Origin of the sequence: Hydrogenophaga sp. 5NK40-0174, assembly GCF_040372165.1 — a bacterium.
Lineage (GTDB): Bacteria > Pseudomonadota > Gammaproteobacteria > Burkholderiales > Burkholderiaceae_C > Hydrogenophaga.
Window position 1 is genome coordinate 793,280 of record NZ_BAABWG010000002.1, and the last position, 16,623, is coordinate 809,902.

Consider the following 16,623-nt stretch of genomic DNA (forward strand, 5'->3'; position numbering starts at 1 on the left):
GTTTTCAGGTGCTTATGCGTTATTGCATAACAAATCTGCAATTTATCGCAATTCCATCAAATCTGATGCATGGATACGATGACAGGCATTGAATGTCATTGCCGCTGAAGACTTCAGCGCCGGTGGCCTGACTGAGCCGGAGGTCAATCGAGATGATCTGTGGCCTGCCTTCACCACTCTCGAACCGGATTGAAACGAACATGCCGACGAACCCTGCCATCTCCTCACCGCCTAAAGCCCCCATGGGTCCGGGGAGCTTTGAAAAAGCTGTGTTCTGGGATCGAATTGCTCGCAAATACGCAGCAAGTGCGATCGCGGACGAAGCTGGCTATGAGCGGTCCCTCAAGCGAGTACTGGCACTGCTTTCGCCTTCGCAGCAAGTGCTGGAAATCGGATGCGGCACTGGCTCCACAGCGCTCCGGCTGGCGCCCGGTGTCGGTCAGATGCTGTCCACGGATGTCTCTGACGAGATGATCGCCATCGCCCGGGAAAAGCTGGCAGCCCGCCCCCTGGCCAATTTGCGTTTTGCGGTGGCAGATGCGGACGCCCCCTGTCATGCAGAAGAGGCATTCGATGCGGTGCTGGCGTTCAACCTGCTTCATCTTGTAGACGACCTCGCCGGCGCCCTGTCGTCCATGTCGAGCGCCCTGAAGCCGGGAGGCCTCTTTATCTCCAAGACACCTTGTCTCGGCCTGATGAACCCCTTGCTCCACTGGATCGCCCTGCCTGTGATGAAGGCATTGGGCAAGGCGCCACCCGTCCAGGTGTTCGACGCCAGCGAACTCGAGAGTGCCATCCGTCAGGCAGGGTTCGAGGTTCTGTCGGTCGAATGGCATGCCTCCAAAGGCAAGGATGTGCGCCCATTCATCGTGGCGCGCAAGCCCTTGAAGACCAGCGCTCCTGGCGTTCCCTGACCAGCACTGCATCTGGTCCGGCTTCTTCGGCTCCTTCGTCCTGTTTTCTGACGCCCAGGTTTGTGCCCAATGGCCGGGCAGGGCGGTGCTTTGCCTGTGTCCGCCAGTTTCGCCTGTTCCTGTTCTCTACTTTGCCCATTAACTTTGCCCATTGAGGGGGTTCGCCATGTCATCTCGTTCCATTTCCCGACGCTCGCCCAGCCCATGGCGAGTCGGCGCAGAGTTGCTCGCCGCGCTGGTGCTGGCTGCAGGCCTGCTCGCCGCCTGTGGCGGGGGCGCTAGCGATGACGGTGGAGGTAGCGGCTCCGGGGATTTGTTCATGCGGGCCAATATCAACGGCAGGACGGTGGAATACCGCCAGTTCGCTGTGGCAGCCCTTTACCCGTACCAGGGCAAGGCAGACGGCTTGCTGACGGCCGGCGCCGTGCAGGGCAGCCAGACCTACCCGTCCATAGGCATACAGCTCATCGACGCCAGCGGCGTCAAAGGCAAGACCTATCAGGAAAGCGAGCTGGGCCCCAGCTTTCGCTACAGCCCCAAGGAAAACGAGCACTATATTTCGGGTGTTGGGCCCGAGATGGACTTCAAGGTGACGGTCACAGGTGTGTCAGACGGCATCATGCGGGGCACCTTCAGTGGCACCATCCATGATGAAGCGTCAGAAGGGCGCCAGACCACGTGGGCGGTGACCAATGGGGCATTTGCACTGGAAATTCGCCGTCCCTGAGCTTCTCCTGAGCGCCCGTCAGTCGCACTGTGGCGGAATTTTGCTCGTTTGTAAGGGCTGGGCTATAATCAAAGGCTGCCGCGTCTATCTGGCCGGCAATATCACGCCTGAAGCGGCGCCCCCAATCGGAGGGGAATGGCTGCCTCAGGACGCAAGTCCATTGAAGGAATCATCATGATCGACCAAACCGTCAAGGCCGGTGTCATCAAAGACAACGCCCGTAGCGCCAACGACACTGGCAGCCCAGAAGTTCAAGTGGCCATCCTGACCGCTCGCATCAACGAGTTGACCCCGCACTTCCAGCAGAACAAGAAAGACCACCACGGTCGTCGCGGCCTGCTGCGCATGGTCAGCCGCCGTCGCAAGCTGCTGGACTACCTCAAGTCCAAGGATGCCAACCGTTACCTTGCTCTGATCCAGAAGCTGGGCCTGCGCAAGTAATCCACACGGAGCACCTGCACACAGTCAAAACGCCTGAGTTGGTTCGCTGGCTCGGGCGCTTTTGTTTGTTGGCAGGCTCCATGTATCGCCGGAGAGCCTGACTGCAGATCGAAGCTGTGTCATTCCAGAGCGACTTTCCCCCTCCAGCGGCGGGGGAGCCCCTCTGGAATGGCATCGTTTTCTGAGCCGACTCTCCACCATCAGTTGTGTGGCATAGCCGCACGCGACATCTGATGCTCTCGCGCGCCAAGCGATGGCGCCGGGACACTCAGACCCAAAGGAGATAACCATGACGATGTTCAACAAAGTCACCAAGACCTTCCAGTGGGGCCAGCATTCGGTCACCATGGAAACCGGCGAAATCGCTCGCCAGTCCAGCGGCGCCGTGCTGGTGGACATGGAAGGCACCGTGGTGCTGGCCACCGTGGTCGCCAAGAAGGAAGCCAAGCCCGGCCAGGATTTCTTTCCCCTGACCGTCGACTACATCGAGAAGACCTACGCCGCCGGTAAGATCCCTGGCAGCTTCTTCAAGCGCGAAGGCCGCCCCAGCGAACTCGAAACGCTGACCAGCCGCCTGATCGACCGCCCCATTCGCCCACTGTTCCCTGAAGGCTTCTTCAACGAAGTCCAGGTGGTCATCCACACCGTCTCGCTCAACCCTGAAGTTGATGCCGACATCGCCGCCATGATCGGCACCAGCGCTGCGCTGGCCGTCAGCGGCATCCCGTTCAACGGCCCGATTGGCGCCGCTCGCGTGGGTTACGTCAATGGTGAGTACGTGCTCAACCCTGGCCAGACCGAGCGCAAGAACTCCAAGCTGGACCTGATCGTGGCTGGCACCGAAGCTGCCGTGCTGATGGTGGAATCCGAAGCCGATCAGTTGCCTGAAGATGTGATGCTCAGCGCCGTCGTGTTCGGCCACGAGCAGGGCAACATCGCCATCAACGCCATCAACGACCTGGTGCGCGAGGCTGGCAAGCCCGAGTGGACCTGGGAAGCCCCGGTCCGCGACGAAGATCTCATCGCCAAGGTCGAAGGCCTGGGCAAAGAGAAGCTGGTCGCTGCCTACCAGATCCGCAACAAGCAAGCCCGCACCCAGGCTTGCCGCGAAGCCTACGCCGCCGTCATGGCTGGCCTGACCGAAGCCGGTGTCGAGTTCGACAGCGTCAAGGTCGAAGGTCTGTTGCACGACGTTGAAGCTGAAATCGTTCGTGGCCAGATTCTGGCCGGCGAGCCACGCATCGACGGTCGCGACACCCGCACCGTTCGCCCCATCGAAATCCGCAACGGCGTGCTGCCACGCACCCATGGCTCGGCCCTGTTCACCCGTGGTGAAACCCAGGCCCTCGTGGTGGCCACGCTCGGTACCGACCGCGATGCCCAGCGTATCGACGCCCTGGCTGGCGAATTCGAAGACCGCTTCATGCTCCACTACAACATGCCTCCGTTCGCCACCGGCGAAACCGGTCGCGTGGGCAGCCCCAAGCGTCGCGAAATCGGCCACGGCCGTCTGGCCAAGCGCGCACTGATCGCCGCACTGCCGAGCAAGGACGATTTCCCGTACACCATCCGTGTGGTCTCCGAGATCACCGAGTCCAACGGTTCTTCTTCCATGGCTTCCGTCTGCGGCGGCTGCCTGGCCCTGATGGACGCCGGCGTGCCGATGAAAGCCCACGTGGCGGGTATCGCCATGGGCCTGATCAAGGACGGCAACCGATTCGCGGTGCTGACCGACATCCTGGGTGACGAGGACCACCTCGGCGACATGGACTTCAAGGTGGCTGGTACCACCAATGGCGTGACCGCTTTGCAAATGGACATCAAGATCCAGGGCATCACCAAGGAAATCATGCAGGTGGCACTGGCTCAGGCCAAGGAAGCTCGCATGCACATCCTGGGCAAGATGCAGGAAGCCATGAGCGAAGCCAACACCGAGATCTCCAGCTTCGCGCCTCGTCTGTACACCATGAAGATCAATCCGGAGCGCATCCGCGACGTGATCGGCAAGGGCGGCGCCACCATCCGTGCCCTGACGGAAGAGACCGGTACCCAGATCGACATCGCCGAAGACGGCACCATCACCATCGCCTCGACTGACGGCGACAAGGCGGAAGAGGCCAAGCGCCGCATCGAAGAGCTCACCGCCGAAGTGGAAGTGGGCAAGGTCTACGAAGGCCCGATCACCAAGATTCTGGACTTCGGCGCACTGGTCAACCTGCTGCCCGGCAAGGATGGTCTGCTGCACATCAGCCAGATCGCCCACGAGCGCGTTGAGAAGGTCACCGACTACCTCAAGGAAGGTCAGGTGATCAAGGTCAAAGTCCTCGAGACCGACGACAAGGGCCGCGTCAAGCTGTCCATGAAGGCGCTGATCGACCGCAATGCTGCCCCTGCTGCCGAGCAGCAGCAGCAACAGCAGCAGCAGTAATCGGTGCAGGCCGGAGAGGTGGCAGCCGCTGCCTTTCCGTGCTTCAGCCATTGGAAGCTCGAGAGACCTGTCGCCACATGTCCATGAAAGCCATTGAAATCAGCAGCTTCGGTGCGCCAGAGGTGCTCCGCGTTGCCGAGCGCCCGGTGCCTGTCGCAGGCGAGGGTGAGGCACTGATCCGCGTCAGTGCCTTTGGCATCAACCGGCCAGACGTCCTGCAGCGCGCCGGGTTCTATCCGCCGCCACCTGGCGCCTCTGATCTTCCCGGCCTCGAAGTGGCTGGCGTGATCGAAGCGGGTGATGCACAGGCGCTGGCCGAGGCCGGCCTGGCTGTCGGCGATCGTGTCTGTGCACTGGTCGCTGGTGGTGGCTACGCCCAGTTGTGCGTCGCCCCGGTGGCGCAGTGTCTGCCTGTTCCGGAAGGACTGGATGACGTCGCGGCGGCTTCGCTGCCCGAAACCTACTTCACCGTCTGGAGCAATGTGTTCGATCGCGCCAGGCTTCAGCCGGGCGAGACCTTGCTGATCCAGGGTGGCAGCAGCGGCATCGGCGTCACGGCCATTCAGCTGGGCAAGGCCTTTGGTGCCCGCGTCATCGTCACGGCAGGCTCTGAAGAGAAGTGCCAGGCATGCCTGGCACTCGGCGCCGACCACGCCATCAACTACAAGTCGCAGGACTTCGTGGAAGAGGCCAAGGCACTGACGGACGGCCAGGGTGTGAACGTCATTCTGGACATGGTCGCCGGGGACTACGTCGCTCGAGAAGTGGAGTGCCTGGCCGAAGATGGCCGGCTGGTGATCATCGCCGTGCAAGGTGGTGTCAACGCGGGCTTCAATGCCGGCCTCGTGCTGCGGCGGCGCCTTGTCATCACTGGCGCAACGCTGCGGCCGCGGCCCGTTGCCTTCAAGGCGCAGATTGCCAGTGCATTGCGCGAGAAGGTGTGGCCCATGTTTGCCGACGGAAAGATCAAACCGGTCATTCACTCGGTCATGCCGGCAGCGGATGCCGACAAGGCGCATGCGCTCATGGAGTCGAACAAGCACATCGGCAAGATTGTGCTCACCTGGTGAATGCCAGGCGTCGAGGAGAAAAAAGAGATGAAGAAACTGATCGCAGGCAACTGGAAAATGAATGGTGACCTCGCTTCCAACGAAGCACTGGTCAAAGCCATGCTCGCCGATATCGGCACTCCTTCTTGCAATGTGGCCTTGTGCTCGCCGGCGCTGTACCTGGGACAACTGCAGTCCTTGCTCAAGGGCAGCCCGATCGCCTGGGGTTCTCAAGATGTGTCCGCCCAGGAAAAGGGTGCATTCACCGGCGAGATCAGCGCCACCATGCTGCGCGACTTTGAATGCCGTTACGCCATTGTTGGGCATTCCGAGCGTCGCCAATACCATGGCGAGACCGATGAGGCCGTGGCGACCAAGGCTCAGCGCGCATTGAACGCCGGCATCACGCCCATTGTCTGTGTCGGCGAAACCCTGGCGCAACGTGAAGCCAACGAAACCGAAGCTGTGGTCAAGCGTCAGCTGGCAGCCGTGATTCACGCGGTCGGCCATTGCATCAGCGAGATCGTAGTGGCCTACGAGCCAGTCTGGGCCATCGGGACGGGCAAGACCGCCACGCCGGAGCAGGCGCAGCAGGTTCACGCTGTTCTTCGTGCCCAGATCGCAGCGGCATCCGAGCACCCGGAGCGTGTCCAGATTCTCTACGGCGGCAGCATGAACGCAGCCAATGCTGCCAGCCTGCTTTCGCAGCCTGATATCGACGGTGGCCTGATTGGCGGCGCCTCTCTCAAGGCTGCAGATTTTCTGCAAATTGTTCGGGCGGCCGGCTGAAGTCTGCCGTCCACCTCTTCCAACGGAGCAAACATGAACGCATTTCTGTCCATTCTTCAGGTTGTCCAGTTGCTGGCAGCCATTGGCATGATCGGCCTTATCCTGATGCAACACGGTAAAGGTGCTGATGCCGGAGCAGCCTTTGGCGGCGGTGCCGGTTCTGCCAGCCTGTTCGGTGCCACGGGTGGTGCTAACTTTCTTTCACGCACCACGGCTGTTCTGGCAACCGTGTTTCTGGTCGCCACGCTGGCGCTGGCCTATCTGGGCAACCAGTCTGCACCTGCGGCGTCCACGGGGTCGGTCCTGGAAGGCGCAGCGCCATCGGCACCTGCAGAGACGGCGCAGCCAGCTGAAACCGGCGCCGTTACTGCGCCTGCGGCCGTGACAGACGAGCCTGCGGCCCAGAAGGAATCCACTGAAGCGCCATCCGGAGCCGCTCAGATCCCTGGCCAGTGAACACTTTCGCTTGCGTTTTGGCGATCATCCGATCGCCAGAACCAAGACGAAAAAAAATTACTGTTCAAAATGAGAGTTTGCTCGAAATTTTGCTCTGTTTCAGGGTAAACTCCTAGGTTGTCAGCAAGACCTGCATTGAACCTCGCAGGTCGCTCAAAGCAGACCCTAAGCCGACGTGGTGAAATTGGTAGACACGCTATCTTGAGGGGGTAGTGGCGAAAGCTGTGCGAGTTCGAGTCTCGCCGTCGGCACCAGATTTAGCCAACGTGGCCCGCTTCGCGGGCCATGCCAGCGGAATACACACGATGAGTCTTGAGCAATACCTTCCCGTCCTCCTGTTCATTCTGGTCGGGGTTGCCGTAGGCATCATTCCGCAAGTACTGGGCTTCATCCTGGGCCCCAATCGCCCGGACCCAGAAAAGAATTCTCCCTACGAATGCGGCTTCGAAGCTTTCGAAGACGCTCGCATGAAGTTCGATGTCCGCTACTACCTGGTGGCCATCCTCTTCATTCTTTTCGACCTCGAGATCGCTTTTCTGGTTCCCTGGGCCGTCGCATTGACCGACATTGGCTCTCACGGTTTCTGGTCAGGCGTGATCTTCCTTTTTGATCTGCTCGTAGGTTTCATCTACGCGTGGAAAAAAGGCGCGCTGGACTGGGAGTAACTCCCGCCGTCCTGCCCGACCTCGGGCTTCGCGTGGCTGCAGGCTGCGCGTGCACAGGAGCTGTTCATGATTGAAGGTGTTTTCAAGGAAGGCTTCGTTACCACGAGCTACGACTCCGTGGTTAACTGGGCCAAGACGGGTTCGCTGTGGCCCATGACTTTCGGCCTCGCCTGCTGCGCGGTCGAGATGATGCATGCGGCGGCAGCTCGCTATGACATCGCGCGCTTCGGCGCCGAGGTGTTCCGTGCCAGTCCCCGTCAGTCGGATCTGATGATTGTTGCCGGCACGCTGTGCAACAAGATGGCGCCCGCATTGCGCAAGGTCTACGACCAGATGGCAGAGCCACGCTGGGTGATCTCCATGGGCTCCTGTGCCAATGGCGGTGGTTACTACCACTACAGCTATTCGGTGGTGCGAGGCTGTGACCGCATTGTTCCAGTGGATGTCTATGTGCCAGGCTGTCCCCCCACTGCCGAGGCGCTGATCTACGGGATCATCCAGCTGCAGCAGAAGATCCGTCGCACCAACACCATCGCCCGCGCCTGAGGGCGGGACCGGGATTCAAGCGAAAGACTCCACTGGTATGAGCGAAAACGCAAGCAAAACGGCTGTCACGGCTGAGCAGATCCAGCAAGCGGTTCAAGCTGCGCTGGGAGACAAAGCCCAGTCGATCGACATTCAGCACGAAGAAGTCACGGTCACCATCAAGGCTGCGGACTATTTCGAAGCCATGCAGACGCTGCGTGACCATGAGGCCACCCGGTTCGAGCAGTTGATCGACTTGTGCGGTATCGACTATTCGGCCTATGGTGATGGCCGATGGGATGGGTTGCGCTTTGCTGCCATCAGTCACTTGCTGTCGGTCAGCCTCAACCAGCGTCTGCGCGTTCGCGTGTTTGCCGCTGATGACGATTTCCCGGTGGTCCCTTCGGTGACGACCATCTGGAATTCGGCCAACTGGTATGAGCGCGAGGCGTTCGATCTCTATGGTGTGGTCTTTGAAGGTCACAACGACCTGCGCCGCATCCTGACCGACTACGGCTTCATCGGGCACCCCTTCCGCAAGGACTTCCCGCTCTCCGGCAATGTCGAGATGCGCTACGACGCCGAACGCGCGCGCGTGGTCTACGAGCCGGTCACGATCGAGCCGCGCGAAATCACGCCGCGAGTCATCCGTGAAGACAACTACGGAGGCCTGCACTGAAGGCTGGCGCCTGAGGCGGACAAGACATGGCAGAAATCAAGAACTACACCCTGAACTTCGGTCCTCAACACCCGGCCGCGCACGGCGTGCTGCGCCTGGTGCTGGAGCTGGACGGTGAAGTGGTCGAGCGGGCTGACCCGCACATCGGCCTGCTGCACCGCGCGACCGAAAAGCTGGCAGAGCACAAGACCTTCATCCAGTCGCTTCCCTACATGGATCGTCTGGACTATGTGTCCATGATGTGCAACGAGCACGCCTACTGCCTGGCCATCGAAAAGCTGCTCGGCATTGAGGTGCCCATCCGCGCGCAGTACATCCGAGTGATGTTCAGCGAGATCACCCGCCTGCTCAACCACCTGATGTGGCTGGGTTCGCACGGTAACGACTGCGGCAGCTCGACCATCCTGATCTACGCGTTCCGCGAGCGTGAAGACCTGTTCGACATGTACGAGGCCGTCTCCGGCGCCCGCATGCACGCAGCGTACTTCCGTCCAGGCGGCGTGTACCGCGACCTGCCTGACTCCATGCCGCAGTACACCGCCAGCAAGGTGCGCAATGCGGCCGGTGTGGCAGCCCTCAACGAAAACCGCAAGGGTTCGTTGCTGGACTTCATCGACGACTTCACGCAGCGCTTCCCCAAGTACCTGGAGGAATACCACACGCTGCTGACCGACAACCGCATCTGGAAGCAGCGCACGGTGGGCATTGGTGTGGTCACGCCTGAGCGTGCCTTGAACCTGGGCATGACCGGCCCCATGCTGCGTGGCTCGGGCATCGCCTGGGACCTGCGCAAGAAGCAGCCCTACGATGTCTACGATCAGGTGGATTTCGACGTCCCGGTCGGCAAGACGGGCGATACCTACGACCGCTATCTCGTCCGCATGGAAGAGATGAAGCAGTCCAACCGCATCATCAAGCAGTGCGTGAACTGGTTGCGTGCCAACCCCGGCCCGGTGATCACCGACAACCACAAGGTGGCGCCGCCATCGCGCGAGTCGATGAAGTCGAGCATGGAAGAGCTGATCCACCACTTCAAGCTCTTCACCGAAGGCTTCCACGTACCGGAAGGTCAGGCGTACGCTGCTGTCGAACACCCGAAAGGCGAGTTCGGCATCTACATGGTCAGCGACGGTGCGAACAAGCCTTACCGCCTGAAGATCCGGGCCCCCGGCTTCGCCCACCTGGCCACGATGGATGAAATGGCCAAAGGCCACATGCTGGCCGACGCGGTGGCGATCATCGGCACCATGGACATTGTTTTCGGAGAGATTGACCGATGAGCGCCAGTCATTCTTCAGCACCGCAAGCGGTCACGGCGATGACCCTGAGCGATGCCACCCGTGCTCGCTTCGATCGCGAAGTGGCCAAGTACCCAGCAGAGCACAAGCAGTCGGCCGTGATGGCTTGCCTGTCGATCGTGCAGCAGGAGCAGGGCTTTGTGAGCCGCGAGGCAGAGCAGGCCATTGCCGAGTATCTCGAGATCGCTCCGATGGCGGTGCACGAAGTCACTACCTTCTACAACATGTACAACCAGCAGCCGGTGGGCAAGTACAAGCTCAACGTCTGTACCAACCTGCCTTGCCAGCTGCGCGGTGGCAATGAGGCGCTGGCACATCTGGCCAAACGCCTGGGCATCAACATGGGCGAGACCACGGCCGATGGCATGTTCACACTGCAGCAATGCGAGTGCCTGGGGGCCTGCGCGGACGCACCGACCATGCTGGTCAACGACCGCAAGATGTGCAGCTTCATGAGCACCGACAAGCTCGACCAGCTCATTGACGGCCTCAAGGCCGCGGAGGGCAAGTGATGAACGCCCAGCAAGTACTCGACCAATTCAGCTCCACCGGCGTGGAGACCTGCTTTCACGAGCGCAACATCGAACCCCAGATCTATGCCGGCCTGAACGGCAGCAACTGGTCAATCAAGGACTACGAAGCCCGCGGTGGCTACCAGGCCTTGCGCAAGATCCTGGGCAAGGACGGTGGCGCAGGCATGACCCAGGATGAGGTCATCGCCGAGGTCAAGGAATCGGCACTGCGCGGTCGTGGTGGTGCAGGCTTCCCGACCGGCCTGAAGTGGAGCTTCATGCCTCGCCAGTTTCCGGGCCAGAAGTATCTGGTCTGCAACTCGGATGAGGGCGAGCCAGGCACTTGCAAAGACCGTGACATCCTGATGTTCAACCCGCACATCGTCATCGAAGGCATGGCGATCGCGGCATACGCGATGGGCATCAGCGTGGGTTACAACTACATCCACGGCGAGATCTTCGAGGTGTACGAGCGCTTCGAAGCCGCGCTGGAAGAGGCGCGCGCAGCGGGCTATCTCGGCGACAACCTCTTTGGCAGCAACTTCAGCTTCCAGTTGCATGCGCACCATGGCTTCGGTGCCTACATCTGCGGCGAGGAAACGGCGCTGCTCGAATCGCTGGAGGGCAAGAAAGGCCAGCCGCGCTTCAAGCCGCCATTCCCGGCCAGCTTTGGCCTGTACGGCAAGCCCACCACCATCAACAACACCGAGACCTTTGCGGCCGTTCCATGGATCATCCGCAACGGTGGCGCTGCCTACCTGGCCTGCGGCAAGCCCAACAATGGCGGCACCAAGATCTTCTCGGTCAGTGGCGACGTCAACAACCCGGGCAACTTTGAGGTGCCCATGGGCACCCCGTTCTCCAAGTTGCTCGAGCTCGCAGGTGGTGTGCGCACCGGCCGCCAGCTCAAGGCCGTGATTCCAGGCGGATCGTCTTCGCCTGTGCTGCCTGCGGACATCATCATGGAGTGCACGATGGATTACGACTCCATCGCCAAGGCTGGCTCCATGCTGGGTTCGGGCGCCGTGATCGTCATGGACGATTCGCGCGACATGGTCGACTCCCTGCAGCGACTGTCCTATTTCTACATGCACGAGTCCTGCGGCCAGTGCACCCCCTGCCGGGAAGGTACCGGCTGGCTGTGGCGCCTGGTGGACCGTATCAACCGTGGCGAAGGCCGTCCGGAAGACATGGACCTGCTCGATAACGTGGCCGAGAACATCATGGGCCGCACGATTTGTGCGCTTGGTGACGCCGCCGCCATGCCGGTGCGCGCCATGCTCAAACATTTCCGGCATGAGTTTGCGGCCAGGATCCGCACAGAAGAACCGGCATCTGCACAGGTGTGAATTCGGGAAACAACATGGTTGAAATCGAACTCGACGGACAGAAGGTAGAAGTGCCGCCAGGCAGCATGGTGATGCATGCGGCCGAGAAGGCTGGCACCTACATCCCGCACTTCTGCTACCACAAGAAACTCTCCATCGCCGCCAACTGCCGCATGTGCCTGGTGGACGTGGAAAAGGCCCCCAAGGCCATGCCGGCCTGCGCCACGCCTGTGACGCAGGGCATGATCGTTCGCACCAAGTCCGAGAAGGCCATCAAGGCCCAGCAATCGGTCATGGAGTTCCTGCTGATCAACCACCCGCTGGATTGCCCCATCTGCGACCAGGGCGGTGAGTGTCAGCTGCAGGATCTGGCTGTGGGCTACGGCGGCGGCAGCTCGCGCTACGAAGAAGAGAAGCGCGTGGTGTTCCACAAGAACGTGGGTCCACTGATCTCCATGGAAGAGATGAGCCGTTGCATCCACTGCACGCGCTGCGTCCGTTTCGGTCAGGAAATCGCTGGCGACATGGAGCTGGGCATGTCTCACCGTGGTGAGCACGCCGAGATCGAAACTTTTGTCGGCCGCACGGTGGACTCCGAGCTGTCCGGCAACATGATCGACATCTGCCCTGTGGGCGCCTTGACCAGTAAGCCATTCCGCTACAGCGCCCGCACCTGGGAACTGTCGCGCCGCAAGACGGTCAGCCCGCACGACTCCACCGGTGCCAACCTCGTGGTGCAGGTCAAGAACCATCAGGCCATGCGCGTGGTGCCCTTCGAGAACGAAGCTGTGAACGAGTGCTGGATCGCCGACCGCGATCGTTTCTCTTACGAAGCGCTCAACGGCGAAGATCGCCTGACGCAACCCATGCTCAAGCAGGGCGGCGAATGGAAAGAAGTCGACTGGCAGACGGCTCTGGAATACGTGGCCAACGGCCTGCGCCAGATCAAGAACGACCACGGCTCCAACGCGCTGGGTGTTCTGGCCAGTCCGCACAGCACGGTGGAAGAACTGGCACTGGCCGGCGCACTGGTGCGCGGCCTGGGCAGCGACAACATCGATGCCCGCTTGCGCCACGCCGATTTCAAGAACGCCGTTGCCGCAGGCAAAGCTCGTTGGCTGGGCCTGGCGATTGAAGACCTTTCGCACCTGTCCGCTGCGCTGATCCTGGGTTCCAACCTGCGCAAGGATCACCCGCTGTTTGCACAGCGCATCCGTCAGTCAGCCCGCAGGGGCGGCAAGATCCACGCATTGACGAACGGTGCTGTGGACTGGGCCATGCCGCTGGCGTCGGTCAGCCAGGTGCCTGCGGGCGACTGGGGCAAAGCATTGGCTGGCATTGCGGTGGCTGTGGCGCAGGAGAAAGGTGTTCCGGCACCAGTGGCCGTTGAAACAACGGATGCTGCCAAGGCCGTGGCCAAGTCTCTGCTCAAGGGCGAGAACAAGGCAGTGCTGCTGGGCAATGCCGCTGCTCATCACGAAAAGGCTTCCAGCCTGCTGGCTCTGGCCAACTGGATCGCCCAGGAAACTGGCGCCAAGGTGGGTTACCTCACCGAAGCGGCGAACACGGTGGGCGCGCAGCTGGTGGGTGCACAGCCACAAGCTGCCGGCCTCAATGCCAGCCAGATGCTCGCACCCGGTGCGCTCAAGGCAGCTTTGCTGCTGGGCGTTGAGCCCGGTGCAGACACGGCAGTGGCAGGCGATGCGCTGGCCGCCGCCGAGATGGTGGTCACGCTCAGCCCGTTCAAGACCAACCTGGACATCAGCGACGTGCTGCTGCCGGTGGCACCTTTCACGGAGACGTCTGGCAGTTTCGTCAACGCAGAAGGGCGCCTGCAGAGTTTCAATGCTGTGGTCCGGCCGCTGGGTGAGACCCGTCCCGCCTGGAAGGTGTTGCGCGTACTGGGCAACCTGCTGGAGTTGTCTGGCTTTGATGCCGACTCCTCGCAGGCGGTTCTGGCTTCTGCTCTGCCTGGCGTTGTCAACGGTGAGCAAGTGCCAGCAGCCCGGCTGTCCAACGGCGACAGCGGCGCGGCAGCTGCGGCCGCCGATCTGACGCCGGCAAGCGCAGCCCCCTGCGTGGCAACGATCTACCAGCTGGATTCGCTGGTGCGTCGTGCGCCATCCCTGCAAAAGACGAAAGACGCTCGAGGAGCCCAGGCATGATCGAAGCGATGTACAACGCCGGCCTCGGCCTGATCGACGCCTCCTGGTGGACGGCAGCGGCCTGGCCCGTGATCTGGAGCCTGATCAAGATCGTGGCTGTGCTGGCCCCGCTCATGGGCGCCGTGGCTTACCTCACGCTGTGGGAGCGACGCTACCTGGGCTTCATGCAGGTTCGTCTCGGTCCCAACCGTGTGGGTCCGTTCGGCTTGTTGCAGCCAATTGCTGACGCCTTCAAGCTGCTGACCAAAGAGCTGATTCGCCCGTCAGCGGCCTCCAACGGTCTGTTCCGTCTGGGGCCGGTGATGGCCATCATGCCGGCGCTGGCTGCATGGGTGGTGATTCCGTTTGGTCCAGAGGCCGTCATTGCGGACGTGAATGCGGGCCTGCTGGTCATTCTGGCCATCACCTCCATCGAAGTCTATGGCGTGATCATCGCTGGCTGGGCGTCCAACTCCAAGTACCCTTTCCTGGGTGCGCTTCGCGCGTCGGCCCAGATGGTGAGCTACGAGATTGCGATCGGGTTCTGTTTCCTGATCGTGGTCATGACCGCCGGCAGCCTGAACCTTGGTGAAATCGTGGCGGTGCAGGAGAACGGCGCCTGGGCGCAGTTCTGGCGCAGCCTGGGTCTGGATTTCATGGGCTGGAACTGGGTGCCGCTGCTGCCCATCTTCGTCGTCTACCTGATCTCCGGCGTGGCCGAGACCAACCGTCACCCGTTTGACGTGGTCGAGGGTGAGGCGGAAATCGTGGCCGGTCACATGGTCGAGTACTCGGGCATGGGCTTTGCCATCTTCTTCCTGGCGGAATACGCCAGCATGTGGCTGGTCTCCATTCTGGCCGTGCTGATGTTCCTGGGCGGCTGGCAGGCACCTTTCTCCCTGCCTGTCGGTCTGTTGCCAGACTGGATGACGATTCCAGGCTGGATCTGGCTGGGCATCAAGACTTTCGTGGTGGTGTCCCTGTTCATCTGGATCCGTGCCACGTTCCCGCGCTTCCGTTACGACCAGATCATGCGTCTGGGCTGGAAGATTTTCATTCCCGTCACGCTGGTCTGGCTGCTCCTCGTGGGCTTTCTGATTCAGTCGGATTCCTGGAATCCTTGGAAATAAATCGGGGAGAAAGCATCCATCATGTCCACTGCAGCTGTTGCACCTTTTTCCCTGCGCGACTTCTTCAAGAGCTTCATGCTCTGGGAGTTGGGCAAGGGCATGGCCCTGACCGGCCGCTACCTGTTCCGCAAGAAGGTCACGATTCAGTTTCCTGAAGAGAAGACGCCGCTCTCGCCGCGCTTCCGTGGCCTGCACGCCCAGCGCCGTTACGAAAACGGTGAAGAGCGCTGCATCGCCTGCAAATTGTGCGAGGCGGTTTGCCCAGCGATGGCCATCACCATCGAAGCGGCCGAGCGCGAAGACGGTACGCGTCGGACGACCCGATACGACATCGACCTGACCAAATGCATCTTCTGCGGCTTCTGCGAAGAGGCTTGCCCGGTCGATGCCATCGTTGAAACGCAGATTCTCGAGTACCACGGTGAAAAACGTGGTGACCTGTACTTCACCAAGGATATGTTGCTGGCCGTTGGTGACAAGTACGAACCCGAAATCGCGGCTGCCAAGGCAGCTGATGCCAAGTACCGCTGATACCGGCGAAAGATCACACCCATGGATTTCCAGACCGGATTTTTCTACCTGTTCTCGGCCGTGATGCTGTTTGCGGCGTTCCGTGTCATCACGGCCCGCAATCCTGTGCACGCGGTGCTGTACCTGATGCTGGCCTTCTCGCAGGCAGCGGGCCTGTGGCTGCTGCTCAAGGCCGAATTCCTTGGCCTGACCCTGGTGCTGGTGTACCTGGGGGCGGTGATGGTGCTTTTCCTGTTTGTCGTGATGATGCTGGACATCCGGCTGGACGATGACCGGTGGGCGTTCTGGCAGAACTTCCCGCTGGCTGCTGCGCTGGGACTTCTGGTCGCAGCCGAACTGGCCGCTGTGCAATGGGCGGGTTTCCCGGCACTGCAAGGCGTGGTGCCAGGTGAGCTGGCTGCAGCCACGACCGACGAGGTTTCCAACACCCACGCACTGGGCAAGTTGCTGTACTCCGAGTACATCTACGCCGTCGAGGCAGCTGCGGTCATCCTGCTGGTGGCCATGATCATTGCCATCGTCCTGACCTTGCGCGACCGCAAGGACTCCAAAGCCATCGACGCCGGCTTGCAGGTTCGCGTGCGTGCCAAGGATCGCCTTGATGTGGTCAAGGTCGAGCCGACACGGCGCGCAGCTCCAGCGGCAGATGCCGCGGATGAGGGAGGTCAAGCATGAACTTCGCACATTTGTCCCTGAGCCATTTCCTCACCGTCAGTGCGCTGCTGTTCGCGCTGTCGGTGGTGGGTATCTTCCTCAACCGCAAGAACCTCATTGTTCTGCTCATGGCCATCGAATTGATGCTGCTGGCTGTGAACATGAACTTCGTGGCCTTCTCGCAATACCTGGGTGACCTGCACGGCCAAGTGTTCGTGTTCTTCATCCTGACCGTCGCTGCGGCCGAGTCCGCCATCGGTCTGGCCATTCTTGTGCTGCTGTTCCGGGCCCGCTCGTCGATCAGCGTCGAGGAACTCAACGAGCTCAAGGGCTAAGGCCGAGCGCTTTGGCAC

18 protein-coding genes and 1 tRNA gene are annotated in these 16,623 nt (G+C 61.2%); all 19 read left to right on the plus strand.

The genetic code is table 11. The features are described 5' to 3' along the window. Positions 1–200 precede the first annotated feature (200 nt). The 19 genes from ABWV89_RS09425 (at position 201) to nuoK (ending at position 16,605) form a co-directional block, all read left to right on the plus strand. A complete protein-coding gene (locus ABWV89_RS09425; RefSeq protein WP_353396009.1) occupies positions 201–914 on the plus strand; it encodes a class I SAM-dependent methyltransferase in 714 nt (237 codons plus the stop codon). Between the two features lie 166 nt (positions 915–1,080). Further along, the gene (locus tag ABWV89_RS09430; RefSeq protein WP_353396010.1) at positions 1,081–1,641 is read left to right on the plus strand and encodes a hypothetical protein; all 561 of its coding nucleotides are present in this window, start codon (positions 1,081–1,083) and stop codon (positions 1,639–1,641) included. 174 nt (positions 1,642–1,815) lie between these two features. Then, positions 1,816–2,082, plus strand: a complete 267-nt coding sequence (rpsO, locus tag ABWV89_RS09435) for a 30S ribosomal protein S15 (protein WP_353396011.1) — start codon at positions 1,816–1,818, stop codon at positions 2,080–2,082. Positions 2,083–2,371: 289 nt separating this feature from the next. Continuing rightward, positions 2,372–4,510 (plus strand): polyribonucleotide nucleotidyltransferase, encoded by a 2,139-nt coding sequence (gene pnp / locus ABWV89_RS09440; RefSeq protein ID WP_353396012.1) that lies wholly within the window; start codon positions 2,372–2,374, stop codon positions 4,508–4,510. 83 nt (positions 4,511–4,593) lie between these two features. Beyond that, on the plus strand, positions 4,594–5,580 hold the full coding sequence (locus ABWV89_RS09445; RefSeq protein WP_353396080.1) for an NAD(P)H-quinone oxidoreductase: 987 nt from the start codon (positions 4,594–4,596) through the stop codon (positions 5,578–5,580). A 27-nt stretch (positions 5,581–5,607) separates the two neighbouring features. Next, a complete protein-coding gene (gene tpiA, locus ABWV89_RS09450) occupies positions 5,608–6,348 on the plus strand; it encodes a triose-phosphate isomerase (RefSeq protein WP_353396013.1) in 741 nt (246 codons plus the stop codon). Positions 6,349–6,381: 33 nt separating this feature from the next. Beyond that, a complete protein-coding gene (secG, locus tag ABWV89_RS09455) occupies positions 6,382–6,804 on the plus strand; it encodes a preprotein translocase subunit SecG (RefSeq protein ID WP_353396014.1) in 423 nt (140 codons plus the stop codon). Between the two features lie 169 nt (positions 6,805–6,973). Further along, positions 6,974–7,058, plus strand: a tRNA-Leu gene (locus ABWV89_RS09460). A 51-nt stretch (positions 7,059–7,109) separates the two neighbouring features. Further along, positions 7,110–7,469 carry an NADH-quinone oxidoreductase subunit A gene (locus ABWV89_RS09465; RefSeq protein WP_353396015.1) on the plus strand — a complete coding sequence of 120 codons (360 nt, stop codon included), beginning with the start codon at positions 7,110–7,112 and terminating at the stop codon, positions 7,467–7,469. Positions 7,470–7,535: 66 nt separating this feature from the next. Next, the gene (locus tag ABWV89_RS09470) at positions 7,536–8,015 is read left to right on the plus strand and encodes a NuoB/complex I 20 kDa subunit family protein (protein WP_353396016.1); all 480 of its coding nucleotides are present in this window, start codon (positions 7,536–7,538) and stop codon (positions 8,013–8,015) included. Between the two features lie 37 nt (positions 8,016–8,052). Then, positions 8,053–8,673, plus strand: coding sequence for an NADH-quinone oxidoreductase subunit C (locus tag ABWV89_RS09475; RefSeq protein WP_353396017.1), 621 nt, complete (start codon positions 8,053–8,055; stop codon positions 8,671–8,673). A gap of 26 nt (positions 8,674–8,699) precedes the next feature. Further along, positions 8,700–9,953 carry an NADH-quinone oxidoreductase subunit D gene (locus ABWV89_RS09480; protein ID WP_353396018.1) on the plus strand — a complete coding sequence of 418 codons (1,254 nt, stop codon included), beginning with the start codon at positions 8,700–8,702 and terminating at the stop codon, positions 9,951–9,953. Next, complete coding sequence (gene nuoE, locus ABWV89_RS09485; RefSeq protein WP_353396019.1) at positions 9,950–10,483, plus strand: NADH-quinone oxidoreductase subunit NuoE; 534 nt, start codon at positions 9,950–9,952, stop codon at positions 10,481–10,483. The genes ABWV89_RS09480 and nuoE overlap by 4 nt, the downstream gene beginning before the upstream one ends. After that, positions 10,483–11,832, plus strand: a complete 1,350-nt coding sequence (gene nuoF, locus ABWV89_RS09490; protein WP_353396020.1) for an NADH-quinone oxidoreductase subunit NuoF — start codon at positions 10,483–10,485, stop codon at positions 11,830–11,832. The genes nuoE and nuoF overlap by 1 nt, the downstream gene beginning before the upstream one ends. Positions 11,833–11,846: 14 nt before the next feature. Continuing rightward, complete coding sequence (gene nuoG, locus ABWV89_RS09495) at positions 11,847–13,976, plus strand: NADH-quinone oxidoreductase subunit NuoG (protein ID WP_353396021.1); 2,130 nt, start codon at positions 11,847–11,849, stop codon at positions 13,974–13,976. Further along, positions 13,973–15,085, plus strand: coding sequence for an NADH-quinone oxidoreductase subunit NuoH (gene nuoH / locus ABWV89_RS09500; protein ID WP_353396022.1), 1,113 nt, complete (start codon positions 13,973–13,975; stop codon positions 15,083–15,085). Before nuoG ends, nuoH begins: the two co-directional genes overlap by 4 nt. Before the next feature lie 21 nt (positions 15,086–15,106). After that, on the plus strand, positions 15,107–15,616 hold the full coding sequence (gene nuoI / locus ABWV89_RS09505; RefSeq protein ID WP_353396023.1) for an NADH-quinone oxidoreductase subunit NuoI: 510 nt from the start codon (positions 15,107–15,109) through the stop codon (positions 15,614–15,616). Positions 15,617–15,637: 21 nt separating this feature from the next. Further along, positions 15,638–16,291, plus strand: coding sequence for an NADH-quinone oxidoreductase subunit J (locus ABWV89_RS09510; protein ID WP_353396024.1), 654 nt, complete (start codon positions 15,638–15,640; stop codon positions 16,289–16,291). After that, positions 16,288–16,605 carry an NADH-quinone oxidoreductase subunit NuoK gene (gene nuoK, locus ABWV89_RS09515; RefSeq protein ID WP_353396025.1) on the plus strand — a complete coding sequence of 106 codons (318 nt, stop codon included), beginning with the start codon at positions 16,288–16,290 and terminating at the stop codon, positions 16,603–16,605. Before ABWV89_RS09510 ends, nuoK begins: the two co-directional genes overlap by 4 nt. Positions 16,606–16,623 lie beyond the last annotated feature (18 nt).